Annotated in this window: 18 protein-coding genes; 6 read left to right on the top strand and 12 right to left on the bottom strand. The window is 61.3% G+C overall.

Translation table 11 applies throughout. The features are described from left to right. Positions 1-38 precede the first annotated feature (38 nt). Positions 39-536: a transcription elongation factor GreB gene (gene greB / locus KGB14_RS01485; RefSeq protein WP_223483780.1), complete on the top strand. Its 498-nt coding sequence runs from the start codon at positions 39-41 to the stop codon at positions 534-536. An 18-nt stretch (positions 537-554) separates the two neighbouring features. On the opposite strand, the gene KGB14_RS01480 is transcribed toward greB, so the two are convergent. The 3 genes from KGB14_RS01480 to KGB14_RS01470 all read right to left on the bottom strand — a co-directional run bounded on the left by KGB14_RS01480 (position 555) and on the right by KGB14_RS01470 (position 3081). After that, positions 555-863 carry a class I SAM-dependent methyltransferase gene (locus tag KGB14_RS01480; RefSeq protein WP_223483779.1) on the bottom strand — a complete coding sequence of 103 codons (309 nt, stop codon included), beginning with the start codon at positions 861-863 and terminating at the stop codon, positions 555-557. Between the two features lie 258 nt (positions 864-1121). Then, entirely contained in the window at positions 1122-1556 is a 435-nt protein-coding gene (locus KGB14_RS01475; RefSeq protein ID WP_223483778.1) for a DoxX family protein, read from the bottom strand. Between the two features lie 103 nt (positions 1557-1659). After that, positions 1660-3081 carry a transglycosylase SLT domain-containing protein gene (locus tag KGB14_RS01470; RefSeq protein ID WP_223483777.1) on the bottom strand — a complete coding sequence of 474 codons (1422 nt, stop codon included), beginning with the start codon at positions 3079-3081 and terminating at the stop codon, positions 1660-1662. A 236-nt stretch (positions 3082-3317) separates the two neighbouring features. Here KGB14_RS01470 and KGB14_RS01465 point away from each other — a divergent pair, with 236 nt between their 5' ends. The 3 genes from KGB14_RS01465 (at position 3318) to KGB14_RS01455 (ending at position 6393) form a co-directional block, all read left to right on the top strand. After that, positions 3318-4127 (top strand): TatD family hydrolase, encoded by an 810-nt coding sequence (locus tag KGB14_RS01465; RefSeq protein ID WP_223483776.1) that lies wholly within the window; start codon positions 3318-3320, stop codon positions 4125-4127. 204 nt (positions 4128-4331) lie between these two features. Continuing rightward, on the top strand, positions 4332-5813 hold the full coding sequence (locus KGB14_RS01460; RefSeq protein ID WP_223483775.1) for a methyl-accepting chemotaxis protein: 1482 nt from the start codon (positions 4332-4334) through the stop codon (positions 5811-5813). A gap of 211 nt (positions 5814-6024) precedes the next feature. Next, entirely contained in the window at positions 6025-6393 is a 369-nt protein-coding gene (locus KGB14_RS01455; protein ID WP_223483774.1) for a terminase, read from the top strand. Here the strand turns inward: KGB14_RS01455 and KGB14_RS01450 are convergent, their stop codons facing one another. From KGB14_RS01450 to KGB14_RS01440, 3 genes are all read right to left on the bottom strand, one after another. After that, complete coding sequence (locus tag KGB14_RS01450; RefSeq protein WP_223483773.1) at positions 6394-7191, bottom strand: acyl-CoA thioesterase; 798 nt, start codon at positions 7189-7191, stop codon at positions 6394-6396. 221 nt (positions 7192-7412) lie between these two features. Beyond that, positions 7413-8180, bottom strand: a complete 768-nt coding sequence (locus KGB14_RS01445; RefSeq protein ID WP_223483772.1) for a CHAD domain-containing protein — start codon at positions 8178-8180, stop codon at positions 7413-7415. A gap of 45 nt (positions 8181-8225) precedes the next feature. Continuing rightward, complete coding sequence (locus KGB14_RS01440) at positions 8226-8504, bottom strand: hypothetical protein (protein WP_223483771.1); 279 nt, start codon at positions 8502-8504, stop codon at positions 8226-8228. Between the two features lie 219 nt (positions 8505-8723). Between KGB14_RS01440 and KGB14_RS01435 the strand changes: the two genes are divergently transcribed. Then, entirely contained in the window at positions 8724-9764 is a 1041-nt protein-coding gene (locus KGB14_RS01435) for a patatin-like phospholipase family protein (protein ID WP_223483770.1), read from the top strand. A gap of 140 nt (positions 9765-9904) precedes the next feature. On the opposite strand, the gene KGB14_RS01430 is transcribed toward KGB14_RS01435, so the two are convergent. The 6 genes from KGB14_RS01430 to kdpF all read right to left on the bottom strand — a co-directional run bounded on the left by KGB14_RS01430 (position 9905) and on the right by kdpF (position 18035). Beyond that, on the bottom strand, positions 9905-10603 hold the full coding sequence (locus KGB14_RS01430; RefSeq protein WP_223483769.1) for a response regulator: 699 nt from the start codon (positions 10601-10603) through the stop codon (positions 9905-9907). A 48-nt stretch (positions 10604-10651) separates the two neighbouring features. Further along, positions 10652-13303, bottom strand: a complete 2652-nt coding sequence (locus KGB14_RS01425; RefSeq protein WP_223483768.1) for a sensor histidine kinase — start codon at positions 13301-13303, stop codon at positions 10652-10654. A gap of 141 nt (positions 13304-13444) precedes the next feature. Beyond that, positions 13445-13990, bottom strand: coding sequence for a potassium-transporting ATPase subunit KdpC (kdpC, locus tag KGB14_RS01420; protein WP_223483767.1), 546 nt, complete (start codon positions 13988-13990; stop codon positions 13445-13447). 184 nt (positions 13991-14174) lie between these two features. Further along, entirely contained in the window at positions 14175-16232 is a 2058-nt protein-coding gene (gene kdpB / locus KGB14_RS01415) for a potassium-transporting ATPase subunit KdpB (protein ID WP_223483766.1), read from the bottom strand. Between the two features lie 10 nt (positions 16233-16242). After that, positions 16243-17937, bottom strand: coding sequence for a potassium-transporting ATPase subunit KdpA (gene kdpA, locus KGB14_RS01410; protein WP_223483765.1), 1695 nt, complete (start codon positions 17935-17937; stop codon positions 16243-16245). An 8-nt stretch (positions 17938-17945) separates the two neighbouring features. Continuing rightward, positions 17946-18035, bottom strand: a complete 90-nt coding sequence (gene kdpF / locus KGB14_RS01405) for a K(+)-transporting ATPase subunit F (RefSeq protein WP_007899818.1) — start codon at positions 18033-18035, stop codon at positions 17946-17948. A gap of 404 nt (positions 18036-18439) precedes the next feature. On the opposite strand from kdpF, the gene eat reads away from it, so the two are divergent. After that, positions 18440-19804 (top strand): ethanolamine permease, encoded by a 1365-nt coding sequence (gene eat, locus KGB14_RS01400; protein ID WP_223483764.1) that lies wholly within the window; start codon positions 18440-18442, stop codon positions 19802-19804. The last annotated feature ends 249 nt before the right edge of the window (positions 19805-20053 follow it).

The raw sequence follows: 20053 nt of genomic DNA, 5'->3' as shown, positions 1-20053 counted from the left end.
AGCGCTCTGCCCCCTGTCCTCAACCACAAGAAGTCGTCATGAGCCGCTATCGCCCTCCCCGCACCGCCGGCACCGCGCTGATCACCCCCGAAGGCGAAGCGCGGATGCGGGCCGAATTTCACGAACTCTGGCATGTGCGCCGACCGCAAGTGACGCAATCGGTCAGTGAGGCGGCGGCACAGGGTGATCGCTCGGAAAACGCTGAGTACACCTACGGCAAAAAAATGCTGCGCGAGATCGATAGCCGCGTGCGCTTTCTCACCAAACGCCTGGAAGCGCTCAAGGTTGTCAGTGAGAAACCCAGCGATCCGAACAAGGTTTACTTTGGCGCCTGGGTCACGATTGAAGATGAAGACGGCAAAGAGTCGCGCTATCGCATCGTCGGGCCGGATGAGCTGGACTTGAAACTGAACCTGATCAGCATTGACTCACCACTGGCCCGCGCCTTGATCGGCAAGGCACTGGACGCCGAAGTACGGGTCCAGACGCCAACGGGTGAACAATGCGTGTATATCGTGGCGATCGAATACCTTTGAGCCGCAGCGCTCTGAGCCTTAGCGGCGGGCAATCAGCCCTTGGCGCGCAACACGGGCCAGCTGTTTGATCATTTCAGGTGCATCCTCGGCGCTGGGCGCCTGAATGACCGCCAGATCGAAGCTGTCGTTGGCAAACCGTGCCAATGACTCGCCATCATCGACAAACTGAATCAGGAACGCTGCGGGGCCGCCGGTACGTCGTGGCCAGCCATCGAGATAACGCAACAGCGTTGGCTGATGTTTGCCGCCAAGCAGGATTTTTGGATTGCGCTGGGAGAGGTGTGCCGTGATCGGCGCGGGGCGTACAACTGGGCTTAATGCATTCATTGTGTCGTGTCTCTGCCTCAAAAGTCTGCATGGCAGGTGAGAGGCAACACCGAACCAGCGCTTTAGCGGTATTTCGAAGCCTGTTTCAAGCTTCTATCGGCAACTGGATGAGTCACCTGGCGCCCCGCAAGTAGCTGTTTAAATCGGCGCATGAGCAGCATCCTAGAGAAGCTGACCGGACAGTGTCAAGAATCACCAGCAACAAAAAGGCCCGCACAGTGAGCTCACCGTACGGGCCTTTTCGTTGAACCAGAGCAGTCAGCCGGTGATGGCGCGGTCTACCGACAGCTTGCCTGCACCTTCGATCAGCACCGCGAGGCTGCCACCGAGCAAGGCCAGGGCGAATTCATAACCGTTGTTGGCCATGAACAGGCCGTTGCCGATGTGCACCGTGAAAATAGCCACCAGCGAGAGGAAGGTCAGCCCCAGCGCTGCCGGGCGTGCCAGCAGGCCGATGATCAGCGCCAGACCACCAAAGAACTCGGTACCACCGGCCATGATCGCCATCAGGTGACCGGGTGCCAGCCCGATGCTTTCCATGTACTGCGCAGTGCCGGCAATTCCGTAGCCACCGAACGCGCCGAAGAGTTTCTGTGAGCCGTGGGCCGCGAAGATGATGCCGACGAAGATCCGCAAAATGGTCAGACCGTAGCCCGCGCGGGTGGACAGTACCTTGTTGATCAGTGTGCTCATGCTGTGTCATCCATTGTGAGTGTGTGTTGGTTGGCCGCTATATTAATCAATAAAACTCATGTTAAAAGCGCAAAAAACGCACCATAACAATCAGATTAATCGATTATTTCCGTGAGGCAACTTTTTGCCCCTGGGGCTCCAACGACTCCCGCTCCCGATCGAACGCCAGGTAATACTTGTTCACGCTATTAACATAGCTGACGGCGCCCATCCCCACCTGCTCCATGGCAATGCGCTCGACCTGGAAGAACCACTGATTAGGATTCAAGCCGCGCCGCCGGGCCTCGGCGCGCATGCCCTGAACCCGCTCCGGCCCCATGTTGTAAGCCGCCAGCACGAACGCCATGCGCTCGCGCTCGTTGAGTTTGGGGCTGGCAAAAAACTTGCGGCGGATCATCGCCAGGTACTTGGCACCGGCCTGCACATTGGCATCGAGGTTCTCAATGTTACTGACGCCAACCCGCTCGGCAGCGGACGGGGTGATTTGCATCAGGCCGGTGGGGCCATTGCCGCTTCTGGCATTGGGTTGCAGGGCCGACTCCTTGAAGGCCAGCGCCGCCAGGTTCAGCCAGTCCATGCCTTGGGCCTCGGCATGTTTTTGCAGCACCGGTCGAAGTTTTTCCAGGCGCTGCCGGTCAGCCTTGGCCAAGGGGTAATGCACTTGATACAAGCGCCGATAGATCCGCAGGAACGCCGCATCCTGATCCGACGGCGTCTTGTAGGTGGTCAGGAAGCGATCGATGCTTGCGCGAAGCATCGAGGCGTCGCGGCGCACGAACCAGTATTCCTCACCCGGCTCGCTGATGAGCACCTGGCGATCAAAGCGCAACTTGGGCAGGATCTTGCCCCAGCGCTCGGCAATCGGTTGCTCGACGATCGTCAGATGAAAGATTCCGCCCTGGACCATTTCCAGCACGTCCTCGACGGCCAGGCTTGGATCGACCCACTCGATCTTCACCGGGGGCAGTTTGTGCAGCGTGAGTTTCTGATTGATCTGACTGATTGCATCCCCGGCAGCACTGCCAGTGGGTAGCGCCAGGGTTTTACCCGAGAGTTGCTCGAGTCGGGTGTAACGTCGTTCGCCTTTGATCCCCACCAGTAGCATCGGCACGTTACTGGCGATTGGTTCACTGGTGCTGACGCCGTGGCCCGATTGCGGATCGAGCAGTTCCCCCGGCGCAACCAGATCCCCTTCCCCGCGCTGCAACGCGCCGAGCAGTTGATCCTTGGCCTTGGGGATGATTTTGAGGGTGACTTCCTGGCCATCACGGGCGTGGCCATTAAGGTATTGCTCGAAAGCGCGCAGACGGTGGTATTCGACGCCGATGGTCTGGCCCTGGACTTCGCCGGAGCTGTTGCGGCTCTGGTTGACCAGCACCCGCAACACGCGGCTGCTGCGAATGTCCGCAAGGTCGCGGACCTTGGCCGCGGGCACGGTTTGCAACGGCCCGGCCAGACGCGCAACCGCCGGCATCGGCAGCAGCAACGAACAACACAGCAGTAACAAAACCGAGGGACGAGTCATCCACTCTCCGGAAAGAATACTGGCCGACCTCATGGGTGATTTCATGACATCGGGCAACAGAAACAGAGCGCCTGAAGCGCTGGTAAAGTGCGAGAGAGTGGCACAGTGATGGCAATTCTACCAACCCGACCTGTCTCGCGGCCTCAACAGACAGCTTTAACTCGTTGTAGTTCTTGGCTTTTCTTATAAATCTACAGCTCTGATATGCTTTCCGGCCTTTGGTCTGAGGTAGCACCATGCAACTCATCGATATCGGCGTCAACCTGACCAACCCCAGTTTTGCCGACAAACACCAGGCTGTGCTCGACCGCGCGTATGCTGCCGGGGTCTGCCAACTGGTGCTCACCGGTACCAGCGTCGAGGGCAGTGAACAGGCGCTGGAGCTGTGCCAGCAACTGGACGAAAGCGCTCAACGGCTGTTCGCCACGGCCGGTATTCACCCGCACTCGGCCAGTGACTGGAACGCCGACAGCGCTCAGCGTCTGCGCGGTTTGCTCAAGGAGCCAAATGTGGTGGCCGTAGGCGAATGCGGTCTCGATTTCAATCGTGATTTCTCGCCCCGCCCGAAACAGGAAAAAGTCCTCGAAGAACATCTGGCGATGGCAGTCGAGCTGCAATTGCCGGTATTCCTGCATGAGCGCGACGCCAGTCAACGGTTGCTGGAGATCCTGCGCGATTATCGCGACCAGTTGCCGGCGGCCGTGGTGCACTGCTTCACCGGTGAAAAGAAGGCGCTGTTCAGCTATCTCGACCTGGATTTGCACATCGGCATCACCGGCTGGATCTGCGATGAACGCCGAGGCACGCACCTGCATCCGTTGGTCAAAGAAATTAAACCCGGGCGTTTGATGCTGGAGAGTGACGCGCCGTATCTGCTGCCGCGCAGTCTGCGTCCCAAGCCGAAGAATGGTCGCAACGAACCGGCGTATCTGACCGAAGTGTTGCGTGAGGTGGCGTTGCATCGTGGGGAAAGCCAAGAAGAGCTGGCCGCCCACAGCACCGCCTGTGCGCGGGCGTTCTTCGGGTTGCCTTCGATCCCCCAGTAACCACAAATCCCCTGTGGGAGCGAGCCTGCTCGCGATAGCGGTCCGTCAGCAACATAAATGCTGCAGGTGCCACCATCGCGAGCAGGCTCGCTCCCACATTGGGATAGGCTGTGCTCGTTGACCTGCATCAACATCTGAATCCCTGAATAGCGGCACAATGCTGGCACCTTGCCAAAACTGTTTCCGCTATCAGAGAAGACCTCCATGGGTGCCTGGCTTAGCAACATCTCGCTGAAATACAAATTCTGGGCGGTCAATGCGGTCGCCTTCGTCACCACCCTGTTGCTGGTGCTATACGCCGTACAGCTTGAACAGCAGGCTCGCAGCCACGCCGCCCAGGCTTCGGCCCAGGCCCAGGGGCGATTGCTCAATGCCTGGCCTGCCGGGCAACCGCTGCCCAAGGCCGATAACCTGCTGACCTTCAATCGCGGGCAGGCGCCGTTGCTGAATGGGCAACCGGTGCTGGAGCTGGCCGACACCAACGGTTGGGTCGAGATCAACGCCATGCCACTGTTCGGTGAAAACCCGTTGATGGGCGCCGAGGTGTTCACCCGCCCCGACGGTCAACAGGTCGCGGTGATTGCCTACGGCCCGAGCCTGAGTCAGGTGTTCGCCGAACGCTTCACCCATTACGCGGTAGCGGTATTTATCCTGATGCTGGCGATGCTCGGCGCGTCGCAACTGTTGATCCGTTTCCTGCTCAGCCAGCTCAATACCTTGAAAGACGTGATGCTCCACGTCGAGAAAACCGGTGACTTGTCGGCCCGTGTACCGCTGGCCTGCCAGGATGAAGTCGGACAGATGGCCAACGCGTTCAACGCCATGCAGGCCGGTTATCAACGGGTGGTCAACACCGTCGCCAGCACCGCCCGACAATTGGATGTCGGCGCTGCGCGGCTGGCCTCGAGCATGAACGAGGTGCGTCACGGCATGCTCGGTCAACAAAGCGAAACCGATCAGGCCGCCACGGCGATCAACGAAATGACCGCCACTGTCCATCACATCGCCCAGCACGCCGGCGCCACCCGCGACCTCTCGCAAACCGCCGACACCCTGGCCGGCAGCGGTCAGGAAGTGGTGACTCGGGTGCAAAAATCGATTGGCGGATTGTCCTCTGGCGTACAGCAAACGGCCGAGATGATTCAGCGTCTGGCCGAGGACAGCCAGAAGATCAACGGCGTGGTCAGCGTGATCCACAGCATCGCCGAACAGACCAACCTGCTGGCCCTTAACGCGGCCATCGAAGCGGCCCGGGCCGGTGAAATGGGCCGCGGGTTTGCGGTAGTCGCCGATGAGGTGCGCAACCTCGCCAAGCGAGTCCAGACGTCCACGGACGAAATCACCACCATGGTTTCAGCGCTGCAAGCCGGCACTCGGGACGCGGTGGACTTCATGCAGGAAAGCTCATACAAGGCGGACGACTGCATGCAGCAGGCTCAGGAAGCCAGCGTGGCCCTGGCCGAGATCACCGGCGCGGTGGCGCAGATGCGTGAAAGCAATACGCAGATCGCGGTGGCAGCCGAGCAGCAGAGCCATGTGGCGGAAGAAATGAATCGGGCGGTGGTGAGCATTCGCGATGTGACCGAAAACACCGTGCAGCAGACCGTGAATTCGGCGATCACCAGCAATGAGTTGGCGATGTTGGCCGGGGAATTGAGCAAGGCCATCGGGCAGCTCAAGCTTTGAGGGCCTCTTCGCGGGCAAGCCTCGCTCCTACACGAGATGGGTGCGTTCACAAATCCTCGTAGGAGCGAGGCTTGCCCGCGAAGGCGTCAGCCCGGTCAACATCAATATTGCCCATGACCCCTATCACTTCGATAGCCAGCCTTGATTCGCCGATGACTTGTGCCGGGCCTATTCTTTGTTCAAGAGCCTCAACGAACCAAGGATAAGCACCATGGGCAAACGTCACCCCAACCTTCCCGCCTGGCAATGGCGAGCGTACCCGCACAATCACCAGCACCCGACCAATCTGGTGCTGCACCTGATTGCCGTGCCGTTGTTCATCGTGGCGTTTTTGCTGATGGTCTCGGGTGTGTTCAGCCTGGACCTGGCGAGCATCGCGATCGGTGTCATCGGCCTGCTCGCCGCCCTGGGCTTGCAGCGCCACGGTCACAGCCTGGAAGCGCAAGCCTCCGAGCCGTTCAGTGATCGCAAAGATGCGGTATCACGCTTGCTGGTCGAGCAGTTCCTGACCTTCCCACGGTTTTTCCTCAGCGGCGGCTGGTGGCGCGCCTGGCGTGAGCGCCACCGTCGTCGTCATTGATCAGGCGAAAATCGTGACGGTCTGCCGGCTCATGGCGATCAACTGACCATCTTCGCTCCAGAGTTTTGCCGCGGCGTGCCCGTAGCCGTCAGCGGCATACTCGATTTCCACCAGGTACTTGCACCAATCCAGCGTGCTCAACGCAAGCAACGGCTGGACGAACTCGATGGTCCAGGTCAGCGTGCTGCCTGCCGCCGGCTTCTTCAGATGCGACAACAAGGACGGAGGCCAGGCGTCGACCAGCGCCAGAATATGCGCCTCGCTGACCGCCTCGTCCTCCCCACCCTCGCGCAAGCGTACCCAACCACCCATTTCCCGCGATTGGTTACCCGTGAACGGCAGGCCACCGACACTCCAGCGCATGGCCAGGTAACGCATGAATTCCGGGGTCACGCCTTTGATATAGGGCATTTCCTGGCAGTCGTCCCAGTGCTTCATCTCAGGCGCTACGTTGGCCGTAACCGCCACTTCGGATGGCCGCGAAGCGCCGAAGCTGCCCTGAATCAACGTCACCACTTGCCCCTTCTGCATCGCCCGACCCAGCACCTGGCTGACGGCTTTGCCTTCGCGCAGTACATCGACTTCAAAGCTGACCGGCACATCGGGCTCGACCGGGCCGACAAAGGTGATTGCCAGCGAACGCACCGGACGATCCGCCGGGACTTTTGCGCGCATGGCTTCGTATTGCAAAGCAGCTATCAGCCCGCCAAAACTCGCCCGCCCCTGACCCCATTCGGCCGGAATAGACAGCTCCAGCGGCTGGCTTCGAACAGCGTCGAGCAGATCGGAAAAGCGCATGGGAACCTCAGAGGCAGGAAATGGATGGAGCGATCTTAACCAGCCCGCAAAGCTGGCACAGCGCTTATTCCGGCCAAAGAGCCCGACAGATAGGCCGGATAACACCGCCGCCCCCGTAGGCGCTGCCGAAGGCTGCGATCTTTTGATCTTTAGCGTCATCACTTACGCTGAAAATCAAAAGATCGCAGCCTGCGGCAGCTCCTACGGGGGCGGTGGGGTTTTCAGGATTTGAAGCAGGCGGCGCTGAATTTTTCGAGGACGCGGTCGGCGCGCTCTTCGGCCGTGGCCAGGGTGGTTTTCCAGACCGCGACACACGGCTGTAAATCGGGTTCTTCTTTGGCCCGGTCCAGCCACTGCCAGCTGTCGTGCCAATCGCCCAAAGCAGCCTGGGCCGATTTCAGTCTGGGCAGGGCCGCCTTCGGCAAGCGGTCCAGTTCGGGGTAGGCTTCGATGCCATAGCGCACGCGCTTGATCAGCAAGCGCAAACGATGGCGGTCATGGGCGGGATCGTGCAGGGCCTGGTCGAGTTTCTTCCATTGTTTGGCCAGGCGTTTTTCGATGCGCTTGCGCAATCCCTTGAGCAAGCCCTGACGCTGGGAAGCCCGCAGAAAGCGCGGAAAGGCATCGAAAATCATCAGCAACTGCGCCAGCTCCGGGCTTGCCGCCACCGCCGGATAAGCCTCGGCCATCCGCGCCATGCGCCGGTGAGCGGCCTCAGGTTGATCGTGCTGGAGCAAGTACGCCGCCAGCACTTCGCGATCGCGCAATGGTGTGGTCAGGTCACCGACCCGGGACGCCGCTGCTTCCAGTTGCTCCACACCCGGCAAACCGCGCAAGGGCCGCACCAGGCTACGCAAACGCCGCACAGTGGTGCGCAGATCGTGCAACGCTTCCGGGTCGGTACGAGCACTCAAGCGCGCCTGACAAGCGAGCAGGCGAACGTCCAGGCTCAGAACCTGAGCCACCAACCGATCAACCAAGTCAGACATCGCTTGCTCCCTGAATCGAATGCCCTTTAGGGCCTATACCATGCCTCAACGGCCGGCGCGGGACTCACGAATATAGAAGCGTGCCTTCTCGGCCTTCCTGGTACACCCCTCGTATGCTTCGAATTGCTGCTGGGTTTTGGCACCGGTCAGTAACGAAAGCGCCTTGGAGTAGCTGACAGTCCCGGCGAAACCTTCGGCCTTGGCCAGGTCCAGCTCATGCCAGGCGGCGTCGAGCTGACTACCGCAGCTATCACGGTAAGCGGTTTTACCAGCACAACCGGCGAGCGCCAGGGCAATCAACGGCACACAAATCCAAGCTTTCATCACTCACACCTCAAAGGTAAATAAACAATCGTGCAGGTAAGACGGTACGGCGCATGAAAAGTGCCTTGCTCCGAAGTACAAACTATAGCGCTCGCGAGCGCTACCCATTGATCTTCTTGCAGTGTCGAAAAACGACGCCCAGCCCCCTCGAACGACCATAGTGATTGAAGCCTGTCCCTCGATGGGTGCATTGTTGAACCTTGTCAAAGAGGGCGATTCATGAAAAAGCGTGTCGCACTGGTACTGGGCTCAGGCGGAGCCCGGGGCTACGCTCACATTGGGGTCATTGAAGAAATAGAACGACGTGGCTACGACATCGCCTGCATCGCCGGTTGTTCCATGGGTGCGGTGGTCGGTGGGATTTATGCCGCCGGTAAACTCAACGATTATCGCGACTGGATCGAGAGCCTGGATTACCTCGACGTCTTGCGCCTGGTGGACGTCAGTTTTCGCCTGGGCGCGATTCGCGGGGAGAAGGTCTTCGGGCAGATCCGCAAGATCGTCGGCGAGGTCAACATCGAAGACTTGCGCATTCCCTACACGGCGGTGGCCACAGACCTGACCAACCAGCAGGAAATCTGGTTCCAGGAAGGCTGCCTGCACCAGGCCATGCGCGCTTCGGCGGCGATCCCCAGCCTGTTCACGCCGGTGATGCAGGGCAATCGGATGCTGGTGGACGGCGGCATTCTCAACCCTTTGCCGATCGTGCCAGTGGTGTCGAGCCATTGCGACCTGATCATCGCGGTCAACCTCAACTCCACCAACCAGCGTCACTATCAACTGCCGGTGATCCAGCGCCCGGCCGCGTTCAGGTCCCGCTTCGACAGCCTGATCAACTCGCTGGGTTCGAAGATGCCATTCCGCCGTAAACAGGCCGAACAATTGCTGCTGATTGAACAGGAAGCGCTGAAGGCCGACGCCGCGGACATTAACCCGTGGATCGAATCCGCCGAGCCCGAAGGCCAGCAACCGGCGGCGGCCCCGGAAAGTAATGGCGCACCGAAATCCGCCACCGGATCGTTCATTATCGACAACGTGGGGCCAGCGTCTTTGCTGGACTTGATCAACCAGAGCTTTGAGGTGATGCAGACGTCATTGGCGCAGTACAAGATTGCCGGGTATCCGCCGGATATCCTGATCAACGTGCCCAAGCGGGTGTGCCGGTTCTTCGAGTTCTACAAGGCACCGGAACTGATCGCGCTGGGGCGCGAAATTGCGCGCGATACGCTGGATCGGTATGAGAATGAACGGGAATCTTGAGGTTCTCGGGTGAATCAAAGGGCCTCATCGCGGGCAAGCCTCGCTCCTACAGGGTTTGAGTCGGTCATATGTGTTGTGACCGACATCAATCCGTAGGAGCGAGGCTTGCCCGCGAAAGCAATCGCCCGAACAACACAAAACTAAAGACTTCCCTCACTCAACAACCGATACCCCACCCCCGCTTCGGTGACGATGAACCGTGGCTGAGTCGGATCATCCGCCAGTTTCTGCCGCAGGTGCCCGACCACAATCCGCAGATAGTGGCTGTCCTCGGTGTGGGTCGGGCCCCAGATGTCCTTGAGCAATTGCTGCTGGGTGATGACCCGCCCCGGATGCCGCGCCAGTTGCGCCAGTACGGCGTATTCCTTACGCGTCAGCGCCACTTCGGCGCCGTCCAGTAGCACCCGGCGATAAGCCAGGTCCACGGTGAGCGGACCGAAACTGAGTGCCGCTTCCTGGGCTTCACCGGCCGGTGCCTGACGCAGCAAGGCGCGTACTCGGGCCAGAAACTCCTGGATGCCGAATGGCTTGGTCACGTAATCGTTGGCGCCGCCATCCAGGGCTTGTACTTTCTGCCCTTCGCTGGCGCGCACCGAGAGCACCAGGACCGGCACCGTCGACCACTCGCGAAACTCGCGCAACACCTGCTGGCCGTCCATGTCCGGCAGGCCGAGGTCAAGCACCAGCAGGTCGGGTTGGTTTAACGCGGCCTGGGCCAGGCCTTCCGTGCCGGTGCCGGCTTCCAGCACTTTGTAGCCCTGGGAGGCGAGACTGATGCGCAGGAACTTGCGGATCTGCGGTTCGTCGTCGATGACCAAAATGGTCGTGGTCTGGTTCATGAATTCACATCAACACAAAGAAGAGGCAAGAGAGTAGCGCAGACGAGTTCAGGCTTCACTGTCCAGCCCCGGTTGAGTCTGCAGCGGCAAGTGCAAGGTGATGCAGGTACCGCGCCCTTCGATGCCGTCGGCGATGCTGATCCGCCCGCCATGGGCACCAATCATACCCTGACAGATGGCCAGCCCCAGCCCGGTGCCCTGCCCGCCCCGATCACCGCGAGCGGCGGTGTAGAACATGTCGAAAACCTTCGCCCGTTCCTCCTCCGGAATGCCCGGCCCTTCATCGCTCACCGAGAAAAACAGCTCGCTGTCATTGACCCCGGCACGCAACTCAAGACGCCCGTGGGGCGGTGAGAAACGCGCGGCGTTTTCCAGCACATTGACCAGCGCTTGCTCGATCAACGCGGCATGCACATAGAGCAGCGGCAGTTCGCCCGGCACTTCGGTGCTGACCTGCAACGACGCCAGCACCGCGCGCAGACGATTGAGTGCACTGCCGACGATGTCTGCCGGCGACACCCAATCGCGCGCCAGCTTCAGGGCACCGTGACCGAGGCGAGTCATGTCCAGCAGGTTCTGTATGTAGCGATCCAGCCGCTCGGCTTCATCGCGAGTGCCTTCGAGCAGTTCGCGACGATCCTCCAGGGGAATGGCCTCACCAAGCGCCAACAGGCTGTCGATGCTGCCGCGCATGGACGTCAGCGGCGTGCGCAAATCGTGAGACACCGAGGCCAGCAGCGCACTGCGCAGTTGCTCGGTTTCGCCATGCAAACGCGCAGCTTCAAGGTCATCGGCCAGTTGCGCACGGGCCAACGCCTGGGCCAACGGTTGACTCAGCGCGGTCAGCAAGCGTCGACGCTGGCCACTCAGGGTCTGACCTTCCTTGGCGCACACGCCGAGCAGCGCCAGCGGCCCATCATCCACCGACAACGGCCACCACCACCAGCGGCCAAACGGCAAGGTACCGGTGCTCGCGCCGGCCGGTTGATCATGCTGCCAGGCCCAATCGGCGGCGGCGCGCTCGGTTTCGGAGAACTCCAGCGGCCCACCGGTTTCAACTTTCCAGCTATTTTGGCCATCGCGATTGAGCAGGCACACAGTCAGGTCGTTCCAGCCATTGAGGTGCTGCGCCGCGGCACTGACCACAGCCTGACGGTCGGTGGCGGCGGTGAGTTTGCGCGACAGGTCGAGCAGTTCACTGGTTTCTTCCTGGGTATCGCGCAAGGCCTGCAACTGCCGCCGTTGCCGGGCCGCAAGGTTGCCGGTGAGGGCCGCCATCAGCAGGAAGAACAGCAAGGTCAGCACGTCTTCTTCACGCTGGATGCTGAAGGAGAACGTGGGGGGGATGAACAGAAAGTCATAGGTCAGAAACGACAGCGCCGCGCAGGCCAGCGCCGGGCCGAGGCTGCTGCGCACCGCCACCAGCAACACCGCCGCGAGGAACACCAGCGAGATGTTCGGCAATGGCAGAACACTCGCCACCGCCCAGGCCAGGGCACTGGCGAGAACGGTCGCCAGCAGCGCCAACGCGTAGTCGAACCAGACCAGCGATAGCGCCGAGCGTTGGCGCGGTTGATGCTGTTCGTGATCGCTGTCGAGCACGTTGATTTCCAGCCCACGGGCATCGCGCAGTAAACGGGACGCCAGACCACCGCCGAACAACCGTCGACGCAACCGCTGGCGGGACTGCCCCACCAATATCAGACTGGCGCGACGTTCGGCGGCGTGCTGGATCAAGGTTTTCACCACTTCACCGGCGCGCAGCAACACCACTTCCCCGCCGAGGCGTTCGGCCAGTTGCTGAGCGTTTTGCAGGCGCAGGCGTGACTGCTCGTCGCGCACACGGCCGTTGTCCACATGCACCAGACTCCACGGCAGATGCCGGCGCTGGGCGACACGGCTGGCATGACGCACCAGACGCTCGGCCTGAGCATCGCCATCGACGCCCACCAGCAAGCGACCGCGCACGGTCGGCGCGGCCTGCCCCAACTGGCGATAACCCTGGGCCAGATCGTTATCCACCTGAGCGGCCGCGGTTTGCATCGCCAGTTCGCGCAGGGCAGTGAGGTTGGTCTGGGTGAAAAACGCATCGATGGCCGCCCGCGCCTGCTCCGGCACGTAGACCTTGCCGTCGCGCAGACGCTCCAGCAGTTCACGCGATGGCAGGTCGATCAACAGCAGTTCATCAGCTTCTTGCAGCACCCAGTCCGGCAGGGTTTCGCGCACCTGCACGCCGGTGATGCCGCGCACCTGATCGTTGAGGCTTTCCAGGTGCTGGACGTTGACCGTGGTGTACACGTTGATGCCGGCGGCCAGCAGTTCCTGGATGTCTTGCCAGCGTTTGGCGTGCCGACTGCCGGGGGCGTTGCTGTGGGCCAGCTCGTCCACCAGCACCAGTTTCGGTTTGGCGGCAAGCAGACCGTCGAGGTCCATTTCTTCGAGCATCACGCCGCGGTATTCCGAGCGCACCAACGGCTGCTGCGGCAAGCCAGCCAGTAGCGCTTCGGTTTCGGCGCGACCGTGGGTTTCGACCACCCCGGCCATGACTTTCACGCCTTGGCGCAGTTGAGTGTGGGCGGCTTGCAGCATGGCGTAAGTCTTGCCAACCCCCGGGGCTGCGCCAAGGAACACCTTGAGCCGGCCACGGCCATCGCGGGGCAGGTCTGCTAACAGCGCGTCGGCGCGGCCGGAGTCACTCATGCTTGGGGATCTCTTTTTTCATATGTTGGTGTAGTGATTGTTCAGCCGCCATCGCGAGCAGGCTCGCTCCCACAAGGGATCTTCAGTGTTCACAGATCCAATGTGGGAGCGAGCCTGCTCGCGATTGGCGGCGCCACCGACTTACAACTTTTCCAGCGCCATATTCAGCGCCAACACATTCACCACCGGCGGCCCCACCAAGGGCTTCTCGATGTGCGCGTTCAGCAGTTGCTCAAGCGTAGACACCGGTAGATTGCGCGCCGCCGCGACATGCGCCAGTTGATAGGCAATCGCGGCCGGTGGCAAGTGCGGATCGAGGCCGCTGCCGGAGGTGGTCAGCAGGGCCAACGGCACCGGGCCTTGCCCTGGCACCTGCAATTTATTGGCCTCCTCGATAACCCGAGTGGCCAACGCCGGATTGCTTGGCGAAAGGTTGCTGGCGCTACTCGACACGGTGGCAAACGCACCGGCCGACGGCCGTGGGTGGAACCAGGCGTCACCGACGAAATCCTGGGCAATCAGCGACGAGCCGCGGACCTTGCCGTCGGCATCACGCACCAGGCTGCCGTTGGCCTGATCCGGGAAGGCGACCTGGGCGACACCGGTGACCACCAAGGGGTAAGCGACGCCGGTGATCAGGGTCATCAGCACCAGCAGGCTCAGGGCCGGACGTATCAATGTGGACATTTCAAAATCCTCGGATTCGGATAACAAATACAGCATTCAGTCAGGTGCACCGTGGCGCATTCATCGCGAGCAGGCTCGCTCCCACAATTAGATAGCTGTCGTGCGCACAATTTGTGGTCAACGAAGATCCCCTGTGGGAGCGAGCCTGCTCGCGATGGCGGCGCAGCTGGCACACCGCTCGGGGTCAAACCAGATGCAACGCCGTCAACAGCATGTCGATCGCCTTGATGCCCACGAACGGCACCAGAATCCCGCCCAACCCGTAGATCAGTAGATTGCGCCGCAGCAACGCCGCCGCGCTCACCGCTTGCACCCGCACACCGCGCAATGCCAACGGAATCAGCACCACGATGATCAAGGCGTTGAACACGATCGCCGACAGAATCGCGCTCTGCGGACTGCTCAGGTGCATGACGTTGAGCACACCCAGTTGCGGGTAGATCGAGGCGAACAGCGCCGGCAGGATCGCAAAGTACTTGGCCACGTCGTTGGCGATGGAAAACGTGGTGAGCGCACCGCGGGTCACTAGCAATTCCTTGCCGATCTGCACCACGTCCAACAGCTTGGTCGGGTCGCTGTCGAGGTCGACCATGTTCGCCGCCTCCCGCGCCGCTTGCGTACCGTCGTTCATCGCCATGCCCACGTCTGCCTGGGCCAGGGCCGGGGCGTCGTTGGCGCCGTCGCCGCACATGGCGACCAGGCGACCGTCGTTCTGCTCGTGACGAATGCGCGCCAGTTTTTTCTCCGGTGTGGCTTCGGCCAGCACGTCATCCACGCCCGCTTCGGCGGCAATCGCGGCGGCGGTCAGCGGGTTGTCGCCCGTGACCATGACCGTACGAATCCCCAGTTTGCGCAGTTCAGCGAAACGCTCGCGGATGCCAGGCTTGACCACGTCCTTGAGGTGGATGACACCAAGCAATTTACCGTCGGCGCAGACCAGCAACGGCGTGCCGCCGCTCTGGGCGATTTTGTCGATTTCCCGGGACAGGGCCGGCGCCAGGTCGGCACGTTGCAGGCCGACGAAGGTCAGCAGCGAATCCACCGCGCCTTTGCGATAGACCCGGCCTTGATAGTCGACACCGGACAAGCGGGTTTCAGCGCTGAACGGGACCGCGGTCAGCACCTCGGCGGATGGCTCGGGTTGCGGGTGCAGACCACGCAGGTAGTCGACGATGGATTTGCCTTCAGCGGTGTCATCGGCCAGTGAGGCGAACAACGCGCCTTCGGCCAGTTCTTTGGCGCTGACGCCAGGGGCGGCATAGACCGCGGAGCAACGACGGTTGCCGAAAGTGATGGTGCCGGTCTTGTCCAGCAGCAGGACGTGCACGTCCCCCGCAGCCTCCACGGCGCGACCGGATTTGGCGATCACGTTCAGGCGCACCAGACGGTCCATCCCGGCGATACCGATGGCCGACAGCAAGCCACCGATGGTGGTTGGAATCAGCGTGACCAATAACGCCACCAGAAACACCAGCGGCAGGCTGCCGTTGGCGAAGTGGGCGAACGGTTGCAGGGTCACCACCACCAGCAGGAAGATCAGGGTCAGGCCGATCAGCAGGATATCCAGCGCCACTTCGTTGGGGGTTTTCTGGCGTTTGGCGCCTTCGACCAGCGCGATCATGCGGTCCAGGGTCGACTCGCCGGGGTTGGCGGTGATGCGCACCAGCAGCCAGTCAGACACCAGTCGAGTATTGCCGGTGACGGCCGAACGGTCGCCACCGGACTCGCGAATCACGGGGGCCGATTCACCGGTAATCGCCGCCTCATTGACCGCCGCGATGCCTTCGATCACCTCGCCGTCACCGGGAATCATCTCCCCCGCTTCGACGCGCACCACATCGTCCTTGCGCAGGCTGGTGGCGGGCACGATCTGAAAGCTGCCGTTGGCATTTTTGCGCCGGGCACTCAAGCCTTCGCTGCCGGCCTTGAGGCTGTCGGCGCGGGCCTTGCCGCGACCTTCGGCCAACGCTTCGGCGAAGTTGGCGAACAACACGGTGAACCACAGCCACAACGCGATTTGCGCGGCGACGAAGGTCGGCACGGCGCTGTCGGGAATGAAGCACAGCACGGTGGTCAGAATCGCGGTCAGTTCCACCACCAGCATCACCGGCGCACGCTGCAATTGCCGTGGATCAAGTTTGACGAAGGCTTGCACCAGCGCCGGGCGCCAAAGGGCCGAGATCGCGGTTTTCGGTTGTTCCGGCGCCTTGACGACGGCGGCTTTAGTTGCGGGCATATTCATCATTGACTCCTTAGAAGCCCAGGCTCAGGTGTTCAGCAATCGGACCCAGCGCCAGCGTCGGCAGGAAGGTCAAACCACCCACCAGCAAAATGGTCACGGTCAACAAGGTCACGAACAGCGGGCCGTGGGTCGGGAAGCTGTTCTGGCCGATCGGCGCGGTTTTCTTCATCGCCAGGCTGCCGGCCAGGGCCAGCACCGGGAGGATGTAGCCGAAGCGACCGATCAACATGCCCAGGCCCAGCATCAGGTTGTGGAACGCGGTGTTGGCACCGAAGCCGCCAAACGCCGAACCGTTGTTGGCACTGGCGGAGGTGTAGGCATAAAGCAACTGACTGAAACCGTGAGCACCAGGGTTACTCACCGCCGCGACCGGGCCTGGCAGGCTGGCGGCAATCGCACCCAGCACCAGCACGCCGACCGGCATCACCAGCAAGGTCACCACCAGCAACTGAACTTCCCGGGCCTGCAGTTTCTTGCCAAGGTATTCCGGGGTGCGGCCGATCATCAGGCCGGCGAGGAACACCGCGATCAGCACGTTGAGCAACATGCCATAGAGCCCGGCTCCGACGCCGCCGAAGATCACTTCGCCAACCATCATGTTGACCAACGCGACCATGCCGCTCAGTGGGTTGAGGCTGTCGTGCATGCCGTTGACCGAACCGTTCGACGCCGCAGTGGTGGTCACCGACCACAGCACGGTGGCGGTGGTGCCGAATCGCGCTTCCTTGCCTTCCAGTGGCGCGGTCTGCTCGACGGCGACGTTGGCCAGGGTCGGATTGGGTTGGTATTCAGCCCACAAGGAGGTCGCGCCGCCGATCAAGAACAGCGCCAGCATGCAGGCGATGATCGCGCGGCTCTGACGCAGGTCTTTCACGTAGTGGCCGAAGGTGAACACCAGTGCCACCGGAATCAGAATGATCGAGGCAACTTCGAACAGGTTGCTCCAGGCCGTCGGGTTCTCGAACGGGTGCGCCGAGTTGACGCCGAAGAAACCACCGCCATTGGTGCCCAGTTGCTTGATCGCAATCTGGCTGGCAGCCGGGCCGAGTGGAATCACTTGATCGACGCCCTGCATGGTCACGGCATTCACGTAATGAGCGAAGGTTTGTGGCACGCCCTGCCAGACCAGAAACAGCGCCAGCAACAGGCACAACGGCAACAGGCCGTAGAGGGTAGCGCGGGTCATGTCGACCCAGAAGTTGCCCAGGGTCTTGGTGGATTTGCGCCCGATGCCACGACACAGCGCAACCAACACGGCGAGCCCGGTGGCGGCGCTGACGAAGTTCTGCACGGTGAGTCCGACCATCTGACTCAGGTAGCTCAGGGTCGCTTCACCGCTGTAGGACTGCCAGTTGGTGTTGGTCATGAAGCTGACGGCGGTATTGAACGCTTGCGTCCATTCCTGACCCGGCAGGTTTTGCGGATTCAGCGGCAAGTAATCCTGGAACAGCAGAATCGCGAACAACAGCAAAAAACCCGCGAGGTTGAAGGCGAGCAAGGCCAGGGTGTATTTCTGCCAGCTCTGTTCGGCCTGCGGATCGACGCCGGCCACCCGATAGCAACCACGCTCCACCGGCCCGAGAATCGGTGAAAGCCAGGTGCGCTGACCTTCCATCACCTTGTAGTAGAAGCGCCCCAGGAACGGTGCCGGGATCAGCACCAGGGCGAAGAAGGCGAGGATCAGCCAATAGTCATAACTGTGCATAGCCGCTCCTAGTTCCGGTCCGCGCGCAACAGCGCAACCAACAGATAAATGAACAGCCCCACTGCCAATAGCAGTGACACCCCGTCCAGAACGCTCATGGAAGTTCTCCGTGTTACGGCGTATTGCCGTGTGTGGAGTGATTGTCTGCAGGGAGGCTGTAAAGGCGCGAGATCGAGGGAGGTGGCGGGGCATAAAGAATGCGTAAAGAGTGGGTTTATACCGGGCTTGCAGCGGTGTCAGGACGACCGCTATCGCGAGCAGGCTCGCTCCCACAGGGTATCTGCGGTGTGTCGGCAAACACTATTCCATGTGGGAGCGAGCCTGCTCGCGATAGGGTCAGAACAGGCAACACCGCCCTCAACTGGCGCACAAAAAGCGCCCATCCAGCCGCGAACATCCTCGATACGACAGCTTTCAGCGCTTTACGACGCCCACCTGCAAAATGGCACGCCCGCTGCACACGCCCTCCCCCGAGCTTTCCAAACCGTTCAGGGAGCAACGCATGAACACACAACTCAAACCCACGCTGGGCACGCTGCACCTGTGGGGTATCGCGGTCGGGCTGGTGATTTCCGGTGAGTACTTCGGCTGGAGTTACGGCTGGGGCGTGGCCGGCACCCTGGGTTTTCTGGTGACCTCCTTTATGGTCGCCACCATGTACACCTGCTTCATCTTCAGCTACACTGAACTGACCACGGCGATCCCCCATGCCGGCGGTCCCTTTGCCTACAGCCGCCGCGCCTTTGGCGAAAAAGGTGGATTGATTGCCGGGCTGGCAACCCTGATCGAATTCGTCTTCGCCCCACCGGCGATTGCCCTGGCGATCGGTGCCTACCTGAACGTGCAGTTTCCGGCCCTCGACCCGAAACATGCGGCGGTCGGTGCCTACATCGTGTTCATGGGCCTGAACATCCTCGGCGTGAAACTGGCCGCGACCTTCGAACTGGTGGTCTGCGTATTGGCGGTCGCCGAATTGCTGGTGTTCATGGGTGTGGTCGCCCCGGCGTTCAGCTTCAGTAACTTCGCCCTCAACGGCTGGGCCGGTTCTGATGTGTTCGGTGCGCCGGCGATTGCCGGTATGTTCGCGGCCATTCCGTTCGCCATCTGGTTCTTCCTGGCCATCGAAGGCGCGGCCATGGCCGCCGAAGAAGCCAAGGACCCGAAACGCACGATTCCCAAGGCCTATATCAGCGGCATCCTGACCCTGGTGCTGCTGGCCATGGGCGTGATGTTCTTTGCCGGCGGCGTTGGCGACTGGCGCACCCTGTCGAACATCAACGATCCGCTACCCCAAGCCATGAAAGCCGTGGTCGGCGAAAGCTCCGGCTGGTTGCACATGCTGGTGTGGATCGGTCTGTTCGGTCTGGTGGCGAGTTTCCACGGGATCATCCTCGGCTACTCGCGGCAGTTTTTCGCCCTCGCCCGGGCCGGTTATCTGCCGACATCCCTGGCCAAACTGTCGCGCTTCCAGACCCCGCACCGGGCGATTATCGCCGGTGGCGTGATCGGCATTGCGGCGATCTATAGCGACGGTTTGATCAACCTCGGTGGCATGACGCTGACGGCGGCGATGATCACCATGGCGGTATTCGGCGCGATCGTGATGTACATCATGAGCATGCTCAGCCTGTTCAAACTGCGCAAAACCGAACCGAACCTGGAACGCACCTTCCGCGCGCCTTGCTACCCATTGGTGCCATTCATTGCGCTGGTGCTGGCGGTGGTGTGCCTGGTGGCGATGGCCTGGTTCAACACCTTGATCGGGTTGATATTCCTCGGCTTCATGGCAGTGGGTTTCGTGTACTTCATGCTCACCGCGCAACTACGTGCCGATGCGCCGGCCGATGCGATGTTGACCGGGCTCTAACTTCACACACCGCTTCCGCGTAGGAGCTGCCGCAGGCTGCGATCTTTTGATCTTCGGTGCCAGATGTATCGCTGAAGATCAAAAGATCGCAGCCTGCGGCAGCTCCTACCCGGGAATGTGCAGGTTTCGAAGACGTGGCGCAGATGAACGGGGCATAACAGGCCTAGAATGGAACCACTGCGAAATTCCATCGCTCAAAAGTGGTATGCAGGATCGATCGGCGAACCTTCGCCCACCGGCCTGCCTTTA

Origin of the sequence: Pseudomonas sp. A-RE-19 (assembly GCF_019956555.1) — a bacterium.
Lineage (GTDB): Bacteria > Pseudomonadota > Gammaproteobacteria > Pseudomonadales > Pseudomonadaceae > Aquipseudomonas.
This window is presented reverse-complemented; position numbering and strand designations above follow the sequence as displayed.

Excerpts from the sequence above, each read along its gene's own strand:
- KGB14_RS01425 (WP_223483768.1), bottom strand. The coding sequence starts at position 13,303 with ATGAGTGACTCCGGCCGCGCCGACGCGCTGTTAGCAGACCTGCCCCGC.
- eat (WP_223483764.1), top strand. The coding sequence starts at position 18,440 with ATGAACACACAACTCAAACCCACGCTGGGCACGCTGCACCTGTGGGGT.
- KGB14_RS01465 (WP_223483776.1), top strand. The coding sequence starts at position 3,318 with ATGCAACTCATCGATATCGGCGTCAACCTGACCAACCCCAGTTTTGCC.
- greB (WP_223483780.1), top strand. The coding sequence starts at position 39 with ATGAGCCGCTATCGCCCTCCCCGCACCGCCGGCACCGCGCTGATCACC.
- KGB14_RS01435 (WP_223483770.1), top strand. The coding sequence starts at position 8,724 with ATGAAAAAGCGTGTCGCACTGGTACTGGGCTCAGGCGGAGCCCGGGGC.
- KGB14_RS01455 (WP_223483774.1), top strand. The coding sequence starts at position 6,025 with ATGGGCAAACGTCACCCCAACCTTCCCGCCTGGCAATGGCGAGCGTAC.
- kdpB (WP_223483766.1), bottom strand. The coding sequence starts at position 16,232 with ATGAATATGCCCGCAACTAAAGCCGCCGTCGTCAAGGCGCCGGAACAA.
- kdpC (WP_223483767.1), bottom strand. The coding sequence starts at position 13,990 with ATGTCCACATTGATACGTCCGGCCCTGAGCCTGCTGGTGCTGATGACC.
- KGB14_RS01445 (WP_223483772.1), bottom strand. The coding sequence starts at position 8,180 with ATGTCTGACTTGGTTGATCGGTTGGTGGCTCAGGTTCTGAGCCTGGAC.
- KGB14_RS01470 (WP_223483777.1), bottom strand. The coding sequence starts at position 3,081 with ATGACTCGTCCCTCGGTTTTGTTACTGCTGTGTTGTTCGTTGCTGCTG.
- KGB14_RS01440 (WP_223483771.1), bottom strand. The coding sequence starts at position 8,504 with ATGAAAGCTTGGATTTGTGTGCCGTTGATTGCCCTGGCGCTCGCCGGT.
- KGB14_RS01460 (WP_223483775.1), top strand. The coding sequence starts at position 4,332 with ATGGGTGCCTGGCTTAGCAACATCTCGCTGAAATACAAATTCTGGGCG.
- kdpF (WP_007899818.1), bottom strand. The coding sequence starts at position 18,035 with ATGAGCGTTCTGGACGGGGTGTCACTGCTATTGGCAGTGGGGCTGTTC.
- KGB14_RS01430 (WP_223483769.1), bottom strand. The coding sequence starts at position 10,603 with ATGAACCAGACCACGACCATTTTGGTCATCGACGACGAACCGCAGATC.
- KGB14_RS01475 (WP_223483778.1), bottom strand. The coding sequence starts at position 1,556 with ATGAGCACACTGATCAACAAGGTACTGTCCACCCGCGCGGGCTACGGT.
- kdpA (WP_223483765.1), bottom strand. The coding sequence starts at position 17,937 with ATGCACAGTTATGACTATTGGCTGATCCTCGCCTTCTTCGCCCTGGTG.
- KGB14_RS01450 (WP_223483773.1), bottom strand. The coding sequence starts at position 7,191 with ATGCGCTTTTCCGATCTGCTCGACGCTGTTCGAAGCCAGCCGCTGGAG.
- KGB14_RS01480 (WP_223483779.1), bottom strand. The coding sequence starts at position 863 with ATGAATGCATTAAGCCCAGTTGTACGCCCCGCGCCGATCACGGCACAC.